The organism is Xanthomonas sp. XNM01 (assembly GCF_014851915.1).
Classification (GTDB): domain Bacteria; phylum Pseudomonadota; class Gammaproteobacteria; order Xanthomonadales; family Xanthomonadaceae; genus Pseudoxanthomonas.
The window spans coordinates 1496512-1513105 of record NZ_JACVAP010000001.1 but is presented as its reverse complement, the minus strand read 5'-3'; the positions used below and the strand labels follow the sequence as shown (position 1 = coordinate 1513105).

Here is a 16594-nt window from a genome sequence, read left to right as displayed (position 1 = left end):
CGGGACTGGCGCTGAGAGCGATGCCCGCATCGATACCGATGCGGGCGAACGCGATCGGCGCGAGGGCCGTGGGATTCCCCTCCCATCGCGCTGTCCGCAACGGGCGCCCACGTGGCGCCCGTTGCTGCATCTGAACCATTCAATATGCAGTCCTCGCCCGTCCGGAAAGGCCGTTGGCGCGCTGCACGGAACGGCCGCCGCGCACGCTTCGAGGGATGACGCCAAATCGACTTGGATAATTCACGCATCATTTATTTGACTGCGTTGTAGATTCCATCCGAAGCCACGCAAGTCCCCCACGATCTGCGTCGACCTCCTTTCTCACCAGTGTCGCAGCGCCCCACCGGGCGCTGCGGCGACGGTGTCCTTCACCCTAGAGAAAACGGGCGTCCACGATGTCTGCCGTTCCTGCCGAGCTGGGATCGATCCACCTCCACACCGCCCGCGACCTGCGCGTGCCACCGCCGGCGCGCGATGCGCGCGGCCGCTTCATCCGCCGGCCGATGCAGCCGCCGCGTCCGTACACGCACGCGGATACCGGCCGGGTGCTGTTCGTGGTGTCGGAGATGGCCGATTACGTGAAGGCGGGCGGCCTGGGGGACGTCGCCGCGGCGCTGCCGCGGGCGCTGCGCCAGCGCTGCGACGTGCGGGTGCTGATCCCCGGCTACCGCGAGGTGCTGTCCCGGGTGAAGCGCATGAGCATCGTCGGCGAGGTCGCCGCGCATGCGCGGATGCCGGCCTGCCGGATCGGCCTGACCCACCTGGAGGATGGCCTGCCGGTGTACGTGCTGCTTTCGCCGGCGCTGTTCGAGCGCGCCGGTTCGCCTTACGTCGATGGCAGCGGCACCGAGTGGGAGGACAACGGCCTGCGCTTCGCCACGCTGGCCCATGCCGCCGCGCGCATCGCCGCCGACGAGTGCGGCCTGGACTGGACGCCGCGGCTGCTGCACCTCAACGACTGGCCCGGATCGCTGGCCGCCGCCTACCTGCACTGGCACGGCGTGCGCACGCCCAGCCTGCTGACCATCCACAACCTCGCCTACCAGGGCCTGTTTCCGATGGGGATGGCGGCGGCGATCGGCGTGCCAGAGGCGCACCGGCGCGAGCTGGATTTCCACGGGCGCCTGTCGTTCCTGAAGGCGGGCATCCTGCATGCCACGCGGATCAATACGGTCAGTGTCAGCTATGCGATGCAGATCACCGCGCCGGAAGACGGCTGCGGGCTGGACCAGCTGCTGGCCGCGCGCGCCGCACGCGGGCACCTGAGCGGCATCGTCAACGGCATCGACGCCAGCTGGGACCCGGGTTCCGACCGCTACCTGCCGGCGCATTTCAGCGTCAACCGCCAGGAGGGCAAGCGCGCCAACGCGGCCCATGTGCGCCGCGCGTTCGGCCTTCCCGACAACGGCGGTCCGCTGTTCGCAGTGGTGTCGCGGCTGGTCCACCAGAAGGGCCTGGACATCACCTGCGAGGTCGCACCGCAGATCGTGGCCGCCGGCGGCCAGATCGTGATCATCGGCGGCGGCGAGCCGCAGGTGGAGGCGCAGGTGGCCGCGCTGAAGCGGCGTTACCCCGGTGCGGTCGGTGCCTACATCGGCTTCGAGGAGGCGCTGGCGCGGCGGATGTTCGCCGGCGCCGACTTCCTGCTGATGCCGTCGCGTTTCGAGCCCTGCGGGCTGAGCCAGATGTACGCGCAACGCTTCGGCTGCCTGCCGATCGCGCATGCGACCGGCGGCCTGATCGACACCGTCGACGACGGCGTGACCGGCTTCCTGTTCCACGGTGCCGACGCCGACGCGATGCGCCGCTGCCTGCAGCGCGCGATCCGCACCTTCCGCATGCCGGCGCTGCTGGACGCGATGCGGCGCGCGGCGATGCTGCGCCCCAGCGGCTGGGAGGCCGCGGGCGGGCAGTACCTGGACCTGTACCGGCAGGCGCAGGGAGTGGAGGCATGACCGAGGGAGCCGTGGTGCTGCCGCATGACGGGGACACCGGCCCGCCCGCCGGCCAGGTGAGCGACACCGGATCCGATGCCGCCCTGCAGGCGCTGGCCGACGGCCAGCCGGGCGACGCGTTCGCGTGGCTCGGGCCGCACCGCGGCCTCGACGGACGCTGGCGCCTGCGGGTACTGCTGCCGGATGCGCATGCCGTGCGCTGGCGTGCGTCCGTGGACCGCGCCTGGCAGCCGATGCGGCCGGCCGGCGCGCCCGGCGTGTTCGAGGCCGAGGTCGACGGCGCCGGCGCGCACCAGCTGCGCATCGACCGCAACGGCGCGGTGGAGGAGGTCGAGGACGCCTACGGCTTCGGGCCCGTGCTCGATGCCGCTACCCTGCACGCGATCGCGGCCGGCGACGGCGAGGCCTGCCGCCATGCGCTCGGTGCGCATCGCTGCCGGGTCGAAGGCGTGGACGGCGTGCGCTTCGCGGTGTGGGCGCCGAACGCGCGCCGCGTCGCGGTGGTCGGCGACTTCAATGGCTGGGATGGCCGTCGCCATCCGATGCGGCTGCGTCACGACGCCGGCGTCTGGGAGCTGTTCCTGCCGCGGCTGCATGCGGGCGCGCTGTACAAGTTCGAGATCACCGCGGCCGACGGCAGCCGTCAGCCCCACAAGGCCGATCCGTACGCGCGCCAGTGCGAGCACCCGCCGTCCACCGCCTCGCGCGTGGCCGACGACACGCCCTTCGCCTGGCACGACGCGGCCTGGATCGCGCAGCGGGCGACGCAGGAAGCGCGGCCGCTGTCGATCTACGAGGTCCATGCCGGTTCGTGGCGCCGGCATCCGGACGGGCGTTCGCTGGACTGGGACGAACTGGCCGATCAGCTGATCCCGCACGTGGCCGCGCTGGGCTTCACCCACATCGAACTGCTGCCGATCAGCGAATATCCGTTCGGCGGTTCGTGGGGCTACCAGCCACTGGGCATCTACGCGCCGACCGCGCGGCATGGATCGCCCGAGGCGTTCGCACGCTTCGTCGACCGCTGCCACCAGGCCGGCATCGGCGTGATCCTGGACTGGGTCAGCGCGCATTTCCCGACCGACGCGCACGGTCTGCTGCGCTTCGACGGCACCGCGCTGTACGAGCACGAAGATCCGCGCGAAGGCTTTCATCGCGACTGGCACACCGCGATCTACAACTACGGCCGCAACGAGGTGGCCGGGTTCCTGATCGGCAGCGCGCTGGAGTGGATCGAGCGCTTCCACATCGATGGCCTGCGCGTGGATGCGGTCGCCTCGATGCTCTACCGCGACTACAGCCGCGCCGAAGGCGAGTGGATCCCCAACGAGCACGGCGGACGCGAGAACCTGCAGGCGATCGCCTTCCTGCGCCGGATGAACGGGCAGATCCGCCAGCGCTTCCCCGACGTGATGCTGATCGCCGAGGAATCCACCGCCTGGCCGGGCGTGACCGCGCCGGTGGAGGAGGGCGGCCTGGGCTTCACCCACAAATGGAACATGGGCTGGATGCACGACACGCTGCAGCACATGCAGCGCGACCCGGTGCATCGCGGCTTCCACCACAGCGAGATGACGTTCGGCCTGGTGTACGCCTTCGCCGAACAGTTCGTGCTGCCGCTGTCGCACGACGAGGTGGTGCACGGCAAGCGCTCGCTGCTGGGGAAGATGCCGGGCGACGAGTGGCAGCGCTTCGCCAACCTGCGTGCCTACCTGGCTCTGATGTGGGCGCACCCGGGCAGCAAACTGCTGTTCATGGGCGGCGAGTTCGGCCAGTCCGGCGAGTGGAACCACGACGCGGCGCTGGACTGGGAGCAGGCCCGGCAGCCGCGCAACGACGGCCTGGCGCGGCTGGTCGGCGACCTCAACCGGATGCTGCGCGCGCAGCCTGCGCTGCATCGCGGCGAGCGCGACGAGCGCAGCTTCGACTGGAGCGTGGCCGACGATGCGCACAACAGCGTGCTGGCCTTCCTCCGCCACGACCCCACCGGGGCGACGCCGTCGCTGCTGGCGGTGACCAACCTGACGCCGTTGCCGCGCCACGGCTACCGCGTCGGCGTGCCGCTGGCCGGGCGCTGGCGCGAGCTGCTCAACACCGACAGCCGCCACTACGGCGGCAGCGACATCGGCAATGCCGGCATCCTGCTGACCCAGGCGCAGCCGATGCACGGCCATGCGCAGTCGCTGGCGCTGACCCTGCCGCCGCTGGCCACGCTCTATCTGCAGATCGACCCATGAGCACGATGCCGGCGACGCGGGCCCTGGGCGCATGGGAAAGCGGGGACGGGCGCTGGCGGTTCCGCCTGTGGGCGCCTGATGCGACCCGCGTCGAACTGGTGCTGGACGACCGCGACGCCGACCACCGCGTGCTGCCGATGGCGCCCGAAGGCGACGGCTTCCACAGCGTGGACACCACCGCGCAGGCCGGCGCCTGCTACCGCTACCGGATCGACGGCGAGGTCATGGTGCCGGACCCGGCGTCGCGCTGGCAGCCCGATGGCCTGCATGGTCCCAGCGCGCTGGTCGCGGACGATGGCCATGCCTGGCGGCACACGCACTGGCAGGGCCGGCCCTGGCACGAAGCGGTGATCTACGAACTGCATGTGGGTGCCTGCGGGGGGTATGCGGGCGTGCGTGCGCTGCTGCCGCGGCTGGCGGAACTGGGCTTCACCGCGGTGGAACTGATGCCGCTGGCCCAGTTTCCCGGCAGCCGCAACTGGGGCTACGACGGCGCGCTGCCGTATGCGCCGGCGCAGGCCTACGGCACGCCGGACGACCTGAAGGCGCTGGTCGACGATGCGCATGGCCTCGGCCTGATGGTCCTGCTGGACGTGGTCTACAACCACTTCGGGCCGGATGGAAATCATCTGGGGCGTTATGCGTCGCCGTTCTTCCGGACCGGAACGCCGACGCCCTGGGGCGACGCGATCGACTTCGAGCAGCCGGCGGTGCAGCGCTACTTCATCGACAACGCGCTGATGTGGCTGCGCGACTACCGCTTCGACGGGCTGCGCCTGGATGCGGTGCACGCGATCCAGCCGGCCGCGTTCCTGCGCCAGCTGCATGAGGCGATCGCCGCGGCGATGCCGCCTGGCCGGCAGGTGCATCTTGTCCTGGAGAACGAGCACAACCAGGCCTCGCTGCTGCGCCAGGGGTTCACCGCACAGTGGAACGACGATTTCCACAACGCGCTGCACGTGTTGCTGACCGGCGAGGACGAGGCCTACTACGGCGACTACGCACCGCAGGCCACCGCGCACCTGGCCCGGGTGCTGGGCCAGGGCTTCGCCTGGCAGGGCGAGACCACGCCGCGCGGCCGCGCCCGCGGCGAGCCGAGCGCGGACCTGCCACCCGAGCGCTTCGTGGTGTTCGCGCAGAACCACGACCAGATCGGCAACCGCGCCCGCGGCGAGCGCCTGTCGGTGCTGGTCTCCGATGCGCGCCTGCGCGTGGCCACCGCGCTGACCGCGCTGACGCCGATGGTGCCGCTGTTCTTCATGGGCGAGCCATGGGCCGCGCGTGAACCGTTCCTGTTCTTCACCGATTTCGGCCCGCCGCTGGACGAGGCCGTGCGGGAAGGGCGACGCCGCGAGTTCGCCCAGTTCGCCGCCTTCGCCGATCCGCAGGCGCGCGTGAGCATTCCCGACCCGAACGCGACGGCCACCTTCGAGGCCTCGCATGCACCGTGGCCGGACATCGACGATGCCGAGGCGCAGGCCTGGCTGCAGTGGTTCGGGCGGCTGCTGACGCTGCGTACGCGCATGCTGGTGCCGCGGCTCGGCTCGGCGCTGCCTCTGGGCGCGCAGGCCATCGGCGACAAGGCGATCCGCGCAGGGTGGCGCATGGCCGATGGCGAGTGGTGGCTGGCGTTCAACCTGGGCGACGGTGCCGTCGCGCATGGCCTGCCACCGGCACCGGACCTGTTCGCGGTCGGCGACGACGGCCACGCCGACAGCCTGGCGCCGGACAGCCTGCGGGTGCGCTGGGTCGGCCACGCATGAGCCTGCCGCCTGCGTCGCTCGACACCGTGGCCGAGGCCGCGGGCCTGTCCCGGCACTGGACCGATGTGGCCTCGCGCGCCCAGCGCGTCGCCGACGACACCCTGCTGGCGGTGCTCGACGCGATGGACCTGCCCGCGGCGACCCCGGCGCAGTGCAGCGACAGCCTGCAGCGGCTGGCGTCGCTGGACAGCGCACCGGCGTTGCTGACGGTGCAGGCCGGTGCGACGCTCACCCTGTCCCTGCCAGCCGGCGGATGCCGCTGGGAGCGCGAGGACGGCCAGGAGACCGGGGGCCTGCATGACCCGGACGGCCATCTGCGCGCGCCCGTGCTTCCGGGCTACTGGCGCCTGCATGCGCAGGGGCGCAGCTGGCAGGTCGCAGTCGCTCCCCGGCACTGCTTCGGCGTGGCCGATGCGCTCGACGATGCCGATGCGCGCACCTGGGGCACTTCGCTGCAGGTGTATTCGGCGCGCGGCGATGGCGACGGCGGCATCGGCGACACGCAGGGGGTGACGCACTGGCTGCAGCGCACCGCCGCGCGTGGTGGGCAGGCGCTGGCGTTGAGTCCGGTGCACGCCACGATCGAGGGCATGCGCCATTTCAGCCCGTACTCGCCCAGCGACCGGCGTTTTCTCGATCCGCTGCAGGCGTCGCCGGTGCAGCTGTTCGGCGACGCTGCGCGCCAGGTGCTGGCGAGCGCGCCGGAACTGGAACTGGAGCTGGCGCGCCTGCAGGCGATGGACCTGGTCGACTGGACGCGCGCGCGTCCGGCCAAGTGGGCCTGGATAGACCGCCTGCGGATGGCGTTGCCGGCGCTGTCGGCCGAGCTGCACGACGACTACCTGCGCTTCGCCGCCGAGGCGCCGGACACGCTGCGCGATTTCGCCGCCTTCGCCGGCCGCGACACACCCGAAGGCGATGCGCTGCAGCTGTTCGGCCAGTGGCTGGCGCGGCGCTGCTGGCGGCATTGCCAGCAGCAGGCGCACGCGCAGGGCATGCGCATCGGCCTGATCGCCGATCTGGCGGTCGGTTTCGATCCGCAGGGCGCAGAGGCGGCTGCCTGGCCGCAGGCCGTGCTGCGCGGCCTGGAACTGGGCGCGCCGCCGGATGCGTTCAACGCCAAGGGCCAGGCCTGGGGCATCGGCGGCTATTCGCCGGCCGGCCTGCGCGCCACGGGCTTCGCGCCGTTCATCGCGCTGCTGCGCGCGGTGATGCAGGACCGCGGCGGGGTCCGGATCGACCACATCCTCGGCCTGCAGCGGCTGTGGGTGCTGCCGCAGGGCGCAGGCGCAGGGCAGGGCGTGTACCTGCGCTACCCGCTGGAGGATCTGCTCAACCTGCTGGCGCTGGAGTCGTGGCGGCACCGCTGCATCGTCATCGGCGAGGACCTCGGGGTGGTGCCGCCGGGCATCCGCGCGCAGCTGGCCGAGCGCGGCGTGCTGGGCATCGACGTGCTGCAGTTCACCCGCGACGAGCACGGCGCGTTCCTGCCGCCGCAGCGCTGGCGCGGGCACGCGGTGGCCACCACCACCACCCACGACCTGCCGACCACGCATGGCTGGCTCGATGGCCGCGACCTGGCCTGGCGCGAATGCCTGAAGACCGCCGAGCCCGCGGCCGACAGCCGGCGTGCGCGTGACATCGCCCGCCTGAAGGAGGCGATGGCCGCGGCCGGCGTCGACAGCGGCGATACGCAGCAGGACGCGCTGCGCTTCACCTCGGCCTCGCCGGCGCGGCTGGCGTTGTTGCCGGCCGAGGATGCGCTGGGCCTGCGCGAACAGCCGAACCTGCCGGGCACCGTCGACGGCCATCCCAACTGGCGGCGTCGACTGCCGCAGCCGTTGCCGGAGGCGCCGCTGGATGCCGCGCTGCTGGCGTTCGCTGATGGCCGTCCGGGCGCGCGCGCATGAGCACGGCAGCACGCATCGCGCCACGCGCCACCGCACGCCTGCAGTTGCACGCAGGATTCACCCTGGACGATGCGGCGCTGCAGGTCGACTACCACGCGCGGCTGGGTGTCAGCCACCTGTACCTCTCGCCGGTCGGCTGCGCGGTGCCGGGTTCGACCCATGGGTACGACAACATCGACCCGACCCGGGTGAACCCCGAGCTGGGCGGCGAAACGGCACTGCGTGCGCTGTCCGATGCGGCACGTGCGCACGGGCTGGGCCTGCTGCTGGACATCGTGCCGAACCACATGGCCGCCCATCCCGGCAACGCGTGGTGGATGGACCTGCTGCGGCACGGCCGCGACGGCCGGCATGGCGCGTGGTTCGATGTCGACTGGGACGCCCCCGGTGCCGGCGGCAGGCTGCTGCTGCCGGTGCTGGACCGGCCGCTGGAACAGGCCATCGCCGACGGGCTGCTGCGGCTGGAGGGTGATGACGCCGGCGGCTGGATGATGCGTCATCACGATCAGGTGTTTCCACTGGCGCCCGGCAGCGTGCGCGCCCCGCGCGGCGCGGGTGCGCAGTCGTGGGCGGCGGCGATCAACGCCGGCACCCGTCGCGGAGACGGCGCGCTGCAGGCACTGCTCGAGCGCCAGCATTACCGGCTGATCTGGTGGCGGGCCGGCAACGACCGCTGCAACTACCGGCGCTTCTTCGACATCACCTCGCTGGTCGCGTTGCGCTGCGAGCGGGCCGATGTGTTCCGCGCGGTGCACGCGCTGCCGCTGCGGCTGCTGGCCGAAGGCGTGATCGACGGCGTGCGCGTGGACCATGTCGATGGCCTCACCGATCCGTCCGGCTACGTGCAGCGCCTGCGCCGGGCGCTGGATGCGGCCGGTGCCCGGCGTGGACTGGCCGCGGGCGAGGCGCTGCTGTACGTGGAGAAGATCCTCGCACCGGACGAGACCCTGCCGGCACGGTGGCCATGCCATGGCACCACCGGCTACGACTTCATGGACCAGGTCGGCGCGCTGCTGCACGATCCGGCCGGCGAAGCACCACTCGCGTCGCTGTGGACGCGGGCGGGAGGTGAGGCCGATGCCGGGCGCATCGAGCGCGAGGCCCGCGCCGACATCCTGCGCGGCGCGCTGCAGGCCGAATTCGACCGCAGCCTGCGCCGGCTGCTGCCACTCGCGGCCGCCGCGCCAGCCACCGCCGACCTCAGCGTGCAGATGTGGGCACGGGCCCTGTTCGCGCTGTGCATGCACTTCCCGGTCTATCGGACCTATGCCACCGCCGCCGGGCTCGATCCCGCTGACCGCCACCGGCTCGATCAGGCCTGTGCTGCGGCGCTGGCCACGCTGGGCCCGGGCGAGCGGCTGGCGCTGCAGGCGATCGGTGGCTGGCTCTCCGGCGATACCGCCATCGCATCGAAGCCGGGACGCGACGCGCCGCAGCGCTTCCGCACCAGCGTCGAACAGCTCACCGCCCCGCTCAATGCCAAGGCGGTGGAGGACACCACGTTCTACCGCCACGGCGTGCTGCTGTCGCGCAACGAGGTCGGCAGCCATCCGGCGCACTTCGCGCTGGATGGCGACGGTTTCCACCGTGCCTGTCTGGAACGTGCGGAGCGGCATCCGCTGGCGCTGCTGGCCACCGCCACCCACGACCACAAGCGTGGCGAGGACACGCGGGCGCGGATGGCCGTGCTGTCGCGCCGACCGGACTGGTGGGCGGCCCAGGTCGAGCGCTTCGAACGTCACGTCCCGGCGCCGCTGGGCGAGGCGGTGCCGGCGTGGTTCCGCGCGATGCTGTGGCAGAGCCTGGTCGCCGCCTGGCCCCTGCAGGGCGGCGCGGCCGATGACGCCCATGACGATCGCATGCGCCAGTGGGCCACCAAGGCACTGCGCGAAGGCAAGCAGGCCAGCAGCTGGACCGACCCCGATACCCGGGTGGAGCAGGGCAGCGATGCGCTGGTCGCGCTGGCCACCGGCGAGGCCGGCGCGCTGCGCGCCGCGCTGGCCGATGCGGCGGCCGAGCTGGGCGTCTCCGGCGCCCGCAACGGCCTGGTCCAGACGCTGTTGAAGCTCACCTGCCCGGGCGTGCCCGACCTCTACCAGGGCAGCGAAGGCTGGGACCTGAGCCTGGTCGACCCGGACAACCGGCGGCCGGTCGACTACCGGCGGCGACGCGCCTGGCTGGACGACGCGCGTGGCTGGGACGATCTGCTGCGGCAGTGGCAGGACGGCGCCGTCAAGACGCGGCTGATCGCGCGCCTGCTCGCCGTCCGCGCGAAGCACCCGGCGCTGTTCGCCGGCGACTACCTGCCGGTGGATGCGCTCCGGACCGTGTCCGGACCGTTGCTGTCGTTCCGCCGCAGCGGAGGCGACGCGCAGCTGTGGGTGGGCGCTCTGCTGGACGCGCCGCTGCCCGACGCCCACGGCGATGGCCTGCTGCTGCCGCTGGGCGATGGCGAGGGCCATGAGGTCCCGCTGCCGCGCGGCACGTGGCGCAACCTGCTCAACGACAGCGTGCCTCCGTTGACCGGCGGCCGCCGCGTGGCGACCTCGACCCTGTTTGCACGATCCCCCATCGCGGTATGGGCCACCCTCTGAGCGAGACACCATGGAACACAGTGAACGGCAGGCACGGACGCGCGAACTGGCGCGGCAGATCTGGGAAGCGGAAGGACGGCCGGACGGCCAGGAACTGCGTCACTGGGGCATGGCCGAGCGCCTGGTCGATGCGGAAATCGCCTCGGCGGCGTTGAACGACGGACGCCCCGCACCGGGCACGGAGGCGGCGCATGGCCAGCCGTAAGTGGAGCCAGCAGTCGCGGATCAGCGAAGGCCGTCCGTATCCGCTCGGTGCGACCTGGGATGGACTGGGCGTCAACTTCGCCCTGTACTCCCGGCATGCCACCAGGGTGGAGCTGTGCCTGTTCGACGAGCGCGGCCGCGAGGTCGAGCGCATCGCGCTGCCCGAGTACACCGACGAGATCTGGCACGGCTACCTGCCCGACGCGCGTCCCGGCCAGCGCTACGGCTACCGCGTGCATGGTCCGTACGCGCCCGATGCCGGCCACCGGTTCAACCCGAACAAGCTGCTGCTCGATCCGTACGCCAAGCAGATCGTCGGCCAGCTCAAGTGGGCGCCGCACCTGTTCGGCTACACCATCGGCCACCGCGATGCCGACCTGAGCTTCGACCGGCGCGACAGCGCGCCGTACATGCCCAAGTGCGCGGTGATCGACCCGGCCTTCACCTGGGGCGAGGAGCGCGCGCCGGCCACGCCATGGGACCGCACGGTGATCTACGAGGCCCACGTGCGTGGCCTGACCATGCGCCACCCGCAGATCCCCGAGGCCCAGCGCGGCACGTTCTCCGCGCTCAAGCACGACGCCATCGTCGGCCACCTCAAGTGCCTGGGCGTGACCGCGATCGAGCTGCTGCCGGTGCATGCCTACGTCGACGACCAGCACCTGCTGGAGAAGGGCCTGCGCAACTACTGGGGCTACAACACCATCGGCTTCTTCGCGCCGCAGTCGCGCTACCTGTCGCTGGACACGGTGGCCGAGTTCAAGCAGATGGTCGCGCGGATGCACGACGCCGGGCTGGAAGTGCTGCTGGACGTGGTCTACAACCACACCGCCGAAGGCAACGAACTGGGGCCGACGCTGTCGTTCAAGGGCATCGACAACGCCAGCTACTACCGCCTTGCCGAAAACCGGCGCTATTACATCAACGACACCGGCACCGGCAACACCTTCGACCTGACCAACGCCGGCGCGCTGCGCATGGTGATGGACTCGCTGCGCTACTGGGTGCGCGCGATGCGGGTCGACGGCTTCCGCTTCGACCTGGCGACGATCCTCGGCCGCGAACTGCACGGATTCGATCCGTCCTGCAGCTTTCTCGACGCGGTCCGGCAGGACCCGCTGCTGAGCCAGGTCAAGCTGATCGCCGAGCCGTGGGACATCGGTCCGGGCGGCTACCAGCTGGGCAACTTCGCACCCGGCTGGGCGGAGTGGAACGACAAGTACCGCGACAACGTGCGTGCGCTCTGGCGCGGCGACGACGGGCAGCTGCCGGAGTTCGCCACCCGTTTCACCGGATCGGCCGACCTGTTCGACCACCACGGCCGCAAGCCGCATGCCTCGGTGAACTTCATCACCGCGCACGACGGCTTCACCCTGCACGACCTGGTCAGCTACGACGGCAAGCACAACCTGGCCAATGGCGAGGACGGGCGCGACGGCAGCGACAACAACATCTCCTACAACCATGGCGCCGAAGGCGAGACCGACGATGCCGGCATCATCGCGCTGCGCCAGCGGCAGATGCGCAACCTGCTGGCCACGCTGCTGCTGTCGCAGGGCACGCCGATGCTGCTGGCCGGCGACGAGTTCGGCCACAGCCAGCAGGGCAACAACAACACCTACTGCCAGGACAACGAACTGACCTGGCTGGACTGGGAAAAGGCCGGCGACGCACCGGCGCAGCGGCAGTCGTCGTTCGTGCGGCGGCTGCTCAAGCTGCGGCGGCGCTACCCGCAGTTGCGCCGGCAACGCTTCTTCCAGGGCGAGTACGACCGCGCGCGCGGCCTGCGCGACATCACCTGGCGGCGTGCCGATGGCGCGGACATGCAGCCGGAGGACTGGCACGATCCACAGCGCCGTGCCCTGATGATCACCCTGGACGGCCATGCGCCCACCAGCGGCCTGCGCCAGTCGGCAGGCGGCGTCGGCCTGGTCGTGCTGCTCAATGCCGGCAATGGCGAGGAAGTCTTCCAGCTGCCTGCGGAGCTGGCCGACGCACGGCGCCTGCTGCTGAGCACGATGGACGGGGAGCCGAGCGCGGATGAGGATGGCCGCTGGATCCTGCAGCCCAAGAGCCTGGTGGTGCTCGCCGGCTAGCCCGTCGCGGGCGCTCGACCGCCGGTCGCGGACAGGCCCTCGCCCTGCAGGAAGAGCGGGCGAGCGCTGCGCAAGGCCGCAGTGCCGGCCCGGTCGAGCAGCCTCGAACGCTGCATGCGCGACCAGCCGCGCTGCGCGCCGCGCGACGGCGGACCGCCGCCACCCCGGGTGTTGTCCGGCGGAACCCGGAATGGCGGTCGGCGCCCCGTGGGGATGTCGGCGAACGGCCCGTGGACTGCACGCGCTTGCGGCGACGCATACCCAGACGCTGGACACGCGCGGTGCTGCGACGGCGATCCGGTCGAGGTCGGCGATGGTGCGTCGATCAACTGCGCACTTCTGCCCTGAACGTGATCTCGATCAGCTGTTCCGGGAATGCCAGCGCCGACACGCCAATCAGATTGCTGGCCACCTGCGGGATGGCCTGTCCATAGACGGCCGGCCGGACCTTGCCACTGGCTGCGAACGCGGCCGGCACGTCGATGGTGAACAGTGTTTCCTCGACGACATCGGCGAGACTCGCGCCCAGTTCGGCCAGCACGATCCGCGCGTTCTCGTACGTGCGTTGCATCTGGGCCTCCATCGTCGAAAAGTCTGCCGGCTTTCCATCGGGGCCGAGCCGGGCAGGGGCGACGAGATGGCCGTCCGGTGTGTGGGACAGCTGCCCGGACACGACGATCGTGTTGTCGATCCTGACAGCCTGGACGTACCCGTAGGCGCTCTCCCACGGCACGCCGAAGCTGGCGGTGCGGCGTTCTGCTTGACTCATGACGTTGCGCTCCCTGTGTGCCCGGCAATTCTGCTGCCACTGGCATCGGCTGGCATTCCCCGTTAGAGGGAGCAGCGCCGCGCCGCCATGTTGCCGGGAGTGCCGCATGTACCTGTGGTGGCGCAAACGCACGGAGCGTAGTGATGGATGCAACTGCGCCGGATCGGTTGCTCGATCGTCCGGCGGGGCCGGCGTGAAGCCGCGCACCGGGCGCATGACCCGGTGCGGCCCGCTGGAAAGCAGCGGCATCGGATGCCGGGTGCGATCGTCGGCGCGGCCCTGCCTGGACGGGTCAGGGCGCGCACCACGCGGTCGAACCGCGTTGTCCTGGCCGTTCAGCCACCGGACCCTGGAGCGTGTCGATCCGCACCGGTGCCGGCGTCCAGCCGCTGGATGATCGCGGCCACCACGCCGCGCGTGGATTCCCAGTTCATCCCGGTAATGAGCCGGCCGTCCGCTTCCACGTGCGATGTGCCGCGGGCGCCATGGCTGAACCGGCCCGCGCGTTCACGCAGGCGTTGTTCGATCGAGAACGGGAAGGTGCTGTAGTAGGCCGCGCTCATGTCCTCGAAGGCGTCGGGATAACCGGTGACGCGCTTTCCGGCGAATAGCGCCGAGCCGTCCGACAGGGTCAGGTTCACCAGTCCCGCGCTGCCGTGGCAGACCGCCGAGACGATGCCGCCCTGCTGCTCGTAGATGCGCACCGCCAGCGACTGCAGGCCGGTGTGTTCGGCAACGCCGTACATCGCCGCGCTGCCGCCGATGTACATCAATGCGGCGTAGCCGGCGGGGTCCACCTCGTCGGGCCGGCGCGTGTTGGCCAGCGCCCACATGAAGTCGGCGTCGTAGACCTTGTCCTTGTGTTCGCGGTTGCTGGTGTCGATGTAGGCCAGCGGCACGGCGCCGCCGTCGGGACTGACGAACTGCACGCCGTAGCCGGCCTCGCGGAACCCGGCATAGGCATGGATCAGCTCGGAAAAGCTGTTGCCGGCGGCGAGGCGGGTGCCGGGCATCGTGTCCACGCTGGACACCACCAGCAGCACCTGGCGGCCGTGGGTCGGCGCCGTCTCGCGGGTGGCGGTCTTGCTGATGATCAGCCAGCGTCCGTCCAGCTTCTTCAGCAGGAACAGGTCGACGTAGCGCGCCTGGTCCCGCGCCACCAGGATCTCCGCTTTCGCGGTGGCGATGTTGCCTTCGACCTGGATGCCGAGCAGGCGGCCGATACGCCCGTTGAGCTGCCCCGGGTTCCTGCCGAACCAGCCGGCGTACTCGGCGATGCCCACCTCGCGCATGCCGTCCGCCCCCTGGCTCAGGTACAGGCGCGCGTCGGGATGGAAGGCGCGCCTGAGCTGGTCGTTCCGGTTGTAGGAACTGCCCTCCAGATAGTCCTGGATGACCGTGGCGATCGCGCGCCCATCGGCCGCGGGGGCGGCCTGCGCAGGTGCGACGGACAGGAGGGCGGAGCAGGCGATGACGAACCATCCGATGAGACGTGCGCGCAGCGGCATGGGGCGCGCGGTTGAGAGCCTGGAAAGCGGTTTCGGCACGAAGGGGATTCCAGTGGATGGGTGCCATGGAGTCTGCGGAATTCCTTTGTGGATCAATCGCGTGAAGCGTGTTCTGCGACTCGCGGAACGCGTTTCAGGAGCCGGCAGCCGCGCGCAGCTGGGCCTGCCGCCATGCGGCGGGCGTGGTTCCTTCGACCTTGCTGAAGCTTCGGTAGAACGTGGAGGTGGACAGGAAGCCGGACGCCTCCGCGACCTGCTCCATCGAGGCGGCGGCCTGGGTGCGCAGCAGTTGTTTGGCCGCCTCGATCCGGATCCCTGCCAGATACGGCTTGAACGCCGTCCTGTGGTTGTCGTTGAGCAGCTGCGACAGCCGTGCGGGAGGCATGTTGAGGCGCCTCGCCAGCTTGGCCAGGGTCAGGCCGGCGTCCTTGTACAGGCACTCGTCGACCATCAGCGCACGCAGGGCGCGCAACGGCGCCTCGGCGTCCGCCTGGGCGATCTTCCGGTCGTGGTAAGGCTCGGCGACGGGGCGGGACCTGCGTCGGGCGAGCGCCACGCTGATGCTCAGGTACAGGACCATCGAGAACGACAGCGCGCCGACGATGTACGAGGTCAGCCCGGCCGTGGCGTATGCCAGCCAGATCACCGCCACGCCGGCGATCACCGATGCGACATGGGAGCCGGCCAGCGCGCCGGCGGCCCGGTCGGCGCGCGCCTGCGCGGGTGCGCGCAGGAACAGCGCGGTCGCCGCCAGCAGGCACGCCAGCCATCCCAGCTGGATGAAGCCCCAGACCGGTCCGGCCCACAGGCGGACATGATCGGCATAGGGGTAGGCCAGGCCGAACGCGGTCGCAAGCACGAACAGCCCCAGCGCGACGATCGCGTCGTACCGGGTCTTCCGGCGCTCGGGATCGCCCCAGGCCCGGACGAAACCGACCAGGCAGACCCCGATGAAGAAGCAGGCGGTCAGGCCGATCTGGAGCACCAGCTTGGAAATGTCGGGCCAGAAGTAGAACAGGACCGACTTCCCGGTGCGCAGGCTCAGCATCAGCACCAGGACGGCCAGCCATGCCTGCGCCGGCCGGAGGGGCCGTCGCGTCAGCAGATAGACGGACAGTGCGATGCCATTGAAGGCGCCCAGACCGGCGAAGAAGAACAGCAGATAGGACCCGAGCATATGGGCGTGGGCACCCTCAGGGAATCGGAGTTCTGGCTGGCGCCAGCGCTCGGCAGTATGCCCGCTTCGGATCATCGCTGGCAGCGGGGCAGCGGGGCAGCGGGAACGTGGCGAGCCGCCACGGCTCCACGCACAGCGTCCCGTCAGCTAGCTGGCCCTCACCAAAGGCGCTCGGCCACGGTCGCGTCAGCAGGTGTCGCGGAGAAAGCATGGGCTCGCGCCTCGGCGCGCCGCCTTCCGCGGCAGCGGGCAGCGTCGGGTCGCTGACAGCGCGGTGCGCCCGAGAACACCGACTGACGGTGGGGGCGCGTCCACGTCGTCGGAACCTCGACCCGATACGCCTCCGGAGTCTGCCCTGACTGCCGCACGTCCCCAAGCATC

The 16594-nt window shown here is 71.0% G+C and carries 10 protein-coding genes; 7 read left to right on the top strand and 3 right to left on the bottom strand.

What is annotated here, in order from left to right; translation table 11 throughout:
* Positions 1 to 416: 416 nt before the first annotated feature.
* Genes glgA through glgX form a run of 7 tightly spaced genes read left to right on the top strand, consistent with a single transcriptional unit; the run spans position 417 to position 12759 of the window.
* Complete coding sequence (glgA, locus tag IB242_RS06950; RefSeq protein ID WP_343237107.1) at positions 417 to 1955, top strand: glycogen synthase GlgA; 1539 nt, start codon at positions 417 to 419, stop codon at positions 1953 to 1955.
* Entirely contained in the window at positions 1952 to 4192 is a 2241-nt protein-coding gene (gene glgB, locus IB242_RS06945; protein WP_192277347.1) for a 1,4-alpha-glucan branching protein GlgB, read from the top strand. Before glgA ends, glgB begins: the two co-directional genes overlap by 4 nt.
* Positions 4189 to 5955: a malto-oligosyltrehalose trehalohydrolase gene (treZ, locus tag IB242_RS06940; protein ID WP_192277346.1), complete on the top strand. Its 1767-nt coding sequence runs from the start codon at positions 4189 to 4191 to the stop codon at positions 5953 to 5955. The genes glgB and treZ overlap by 4 nt, the downstream gene beginning before the upstream one ends.
* Entirely contained in the window at positions 5952 to 7865 is a 1914-nt protein-coding gene (locus tag IB242_RS06935; RefSeq protein WP_192277344.1) for a 4-alpha-glucanotransferase, read from the top strand. Before treZ ends, IB242_RS06935 begins: the two co-directional genes overlap by 4 nt.
* Positions 7862 to 10459 (top strand): malto-oligosyltrehalose synthase, encoded by a 2598-nt coding sequence (treY, locus tag IB242_RS06930; protein ID WP_192277342.1) that lies wholly within the window; start codon positions 7862 to 7864, stop codon positions 10457 to 10459. The genes IB242_RS06935 and treY overlap by 4 nt, the downstream gene beginning before the upstream one ends.
* 10 nt (positions 10460 to 10469) lie before the next feature.
* The gene (locus IB242_RS06925) at positions 10470 to 10664 is read left to right on the top strand and encodes a DUF2934 domain-containing protein (RefSeq protein ID WP_192277340.1); all 195 of its coding nucleotides are present in this window, start codon (positions 10470 to 10472) and stop codon (positions 10662 to 10664) included.
* Complete coding sequence (gene glgX / locus IB242_RS06920; RefSeq protein WP_192277338.1) at positions 10651 to 12759, top strand: glycogen debranching protein GlgX; 2109 nt, start codon at positions 10651 to 10653, stop codon at positions 12757 to 12759. Before IB242_RS06925 ends, glgX begins: the two co-directional genes overlap by 14 nt.
* Positions 12760 to 13084: 325 nt before the next feature.
* Here glgX and IB242_RS06915 read toward each other — a convergent pair whose 3' ends face one another.
* The 3 genes from IB242_RS06915 to IB242_RS06905 all read right to left on the bottom strand — a co-directional run bounded on the left by IB242_RS06915 (position 13085) and on the right by IB242_RS06905 (position 16213).
* Complete coding sequence (locus tag IB242_RS06915) at positions 13085 to 13528, bottom strand: Rid family hydrolase (RefSeq protein ID WP_192277336.1); 444 nt, start codon at positions 13526 to 13528, stop codon at positions 13085 to 13087.
* 335 nt (positions 13529 to 13863) lie between these two features.
* Positions 13864 to 15036, bottom strand: a complete 1173-nt coding sequence (locus tag IB242_RS06910) for a nuclear transport factor 2 family protein (protein WP_192277334.1) — start codon at positions 15034 to 15036, stop codon at positions 13864 to 13866.
* Between the two features lie 133 nt (positions 15037 to 15169).
* Positions 15170 to 16213: a helix-turn-helix domain-containing protein gene (locus IB242_RS06905; RefSeq protein WP_192277332.1), complete on the bottom strand. Its 1044-nt coding sequence runs from the start codon at positions 16211 to 16213 to the stop codon at positions 15170 to 15172.
* Positions 16214 to 16594 lie beyond the last annotated feature (381 nt).

Bases quoted from the DNA above. Each gene is read 5' to 3' on its own strand.
- glgB (WP_192277347.1), top strand. From the start codon at position 1,952: ATGACCGAGGGAGCCGTGGTGCTGCCGCATGACGGGGACACCGGCCCG.
- treZ (WP_192277346.1), top strand. From the start codon at position 4,189: ATGAGCACGATGCCGGCGACGCGGGCCCTGGGCGCATGGGAAAGCGGG.
- IB242_RS06935 (WP_192277344.1), top strand. From the start codon at position 5,952: ATGAGCCTGCCGCCTGCGTCGCTCGACACCGTGGCCGAGGCCGCGGGC.
- treY (WP_192277342.1), top strand. From the start codon at position 7,862: ATGAGCACGGCAGCACGCATCGCGCCACGCGCCACCGCACGCCTGCAG.
- IB242_RS06925 (WP_192277340.1), top strand. From the start codon at position 10,470: ATGGAACACAGTGAACGGCAGGCACGGACGCGCGAACTGGCGCGGCAG.
- glgX (WP_192277338.1), top strand. From the start codon at position 10,651: ATGGCCAGCCGTAAGTGGAGCCAGCAGTCGCGGATCAGCGAAGGCCGT.
- IB242_RS06915 (WP_192277336.1), bottom strand. From the start codon at position 13,528: ATGAGTCAAGCAGAACGCCGCACCGCCAGCTTCGGCGTGCCGTGGGAG.
- IB242_RS06910 (WP_192277334.1), bottom strand. From the start codon at position 15,036: ATGCCGCTGCGCGCACGTCTCATCGGATGGTTCGTCATCGCCTGCTCC.
- IB242_RS06905 (WP_192277332.1), bottom strand. From the start codon at position 16,213: ATGCTCGGGTCCTATCTGCTGTTCTTCTTCGCCGGTCTGGGCGCCTTC.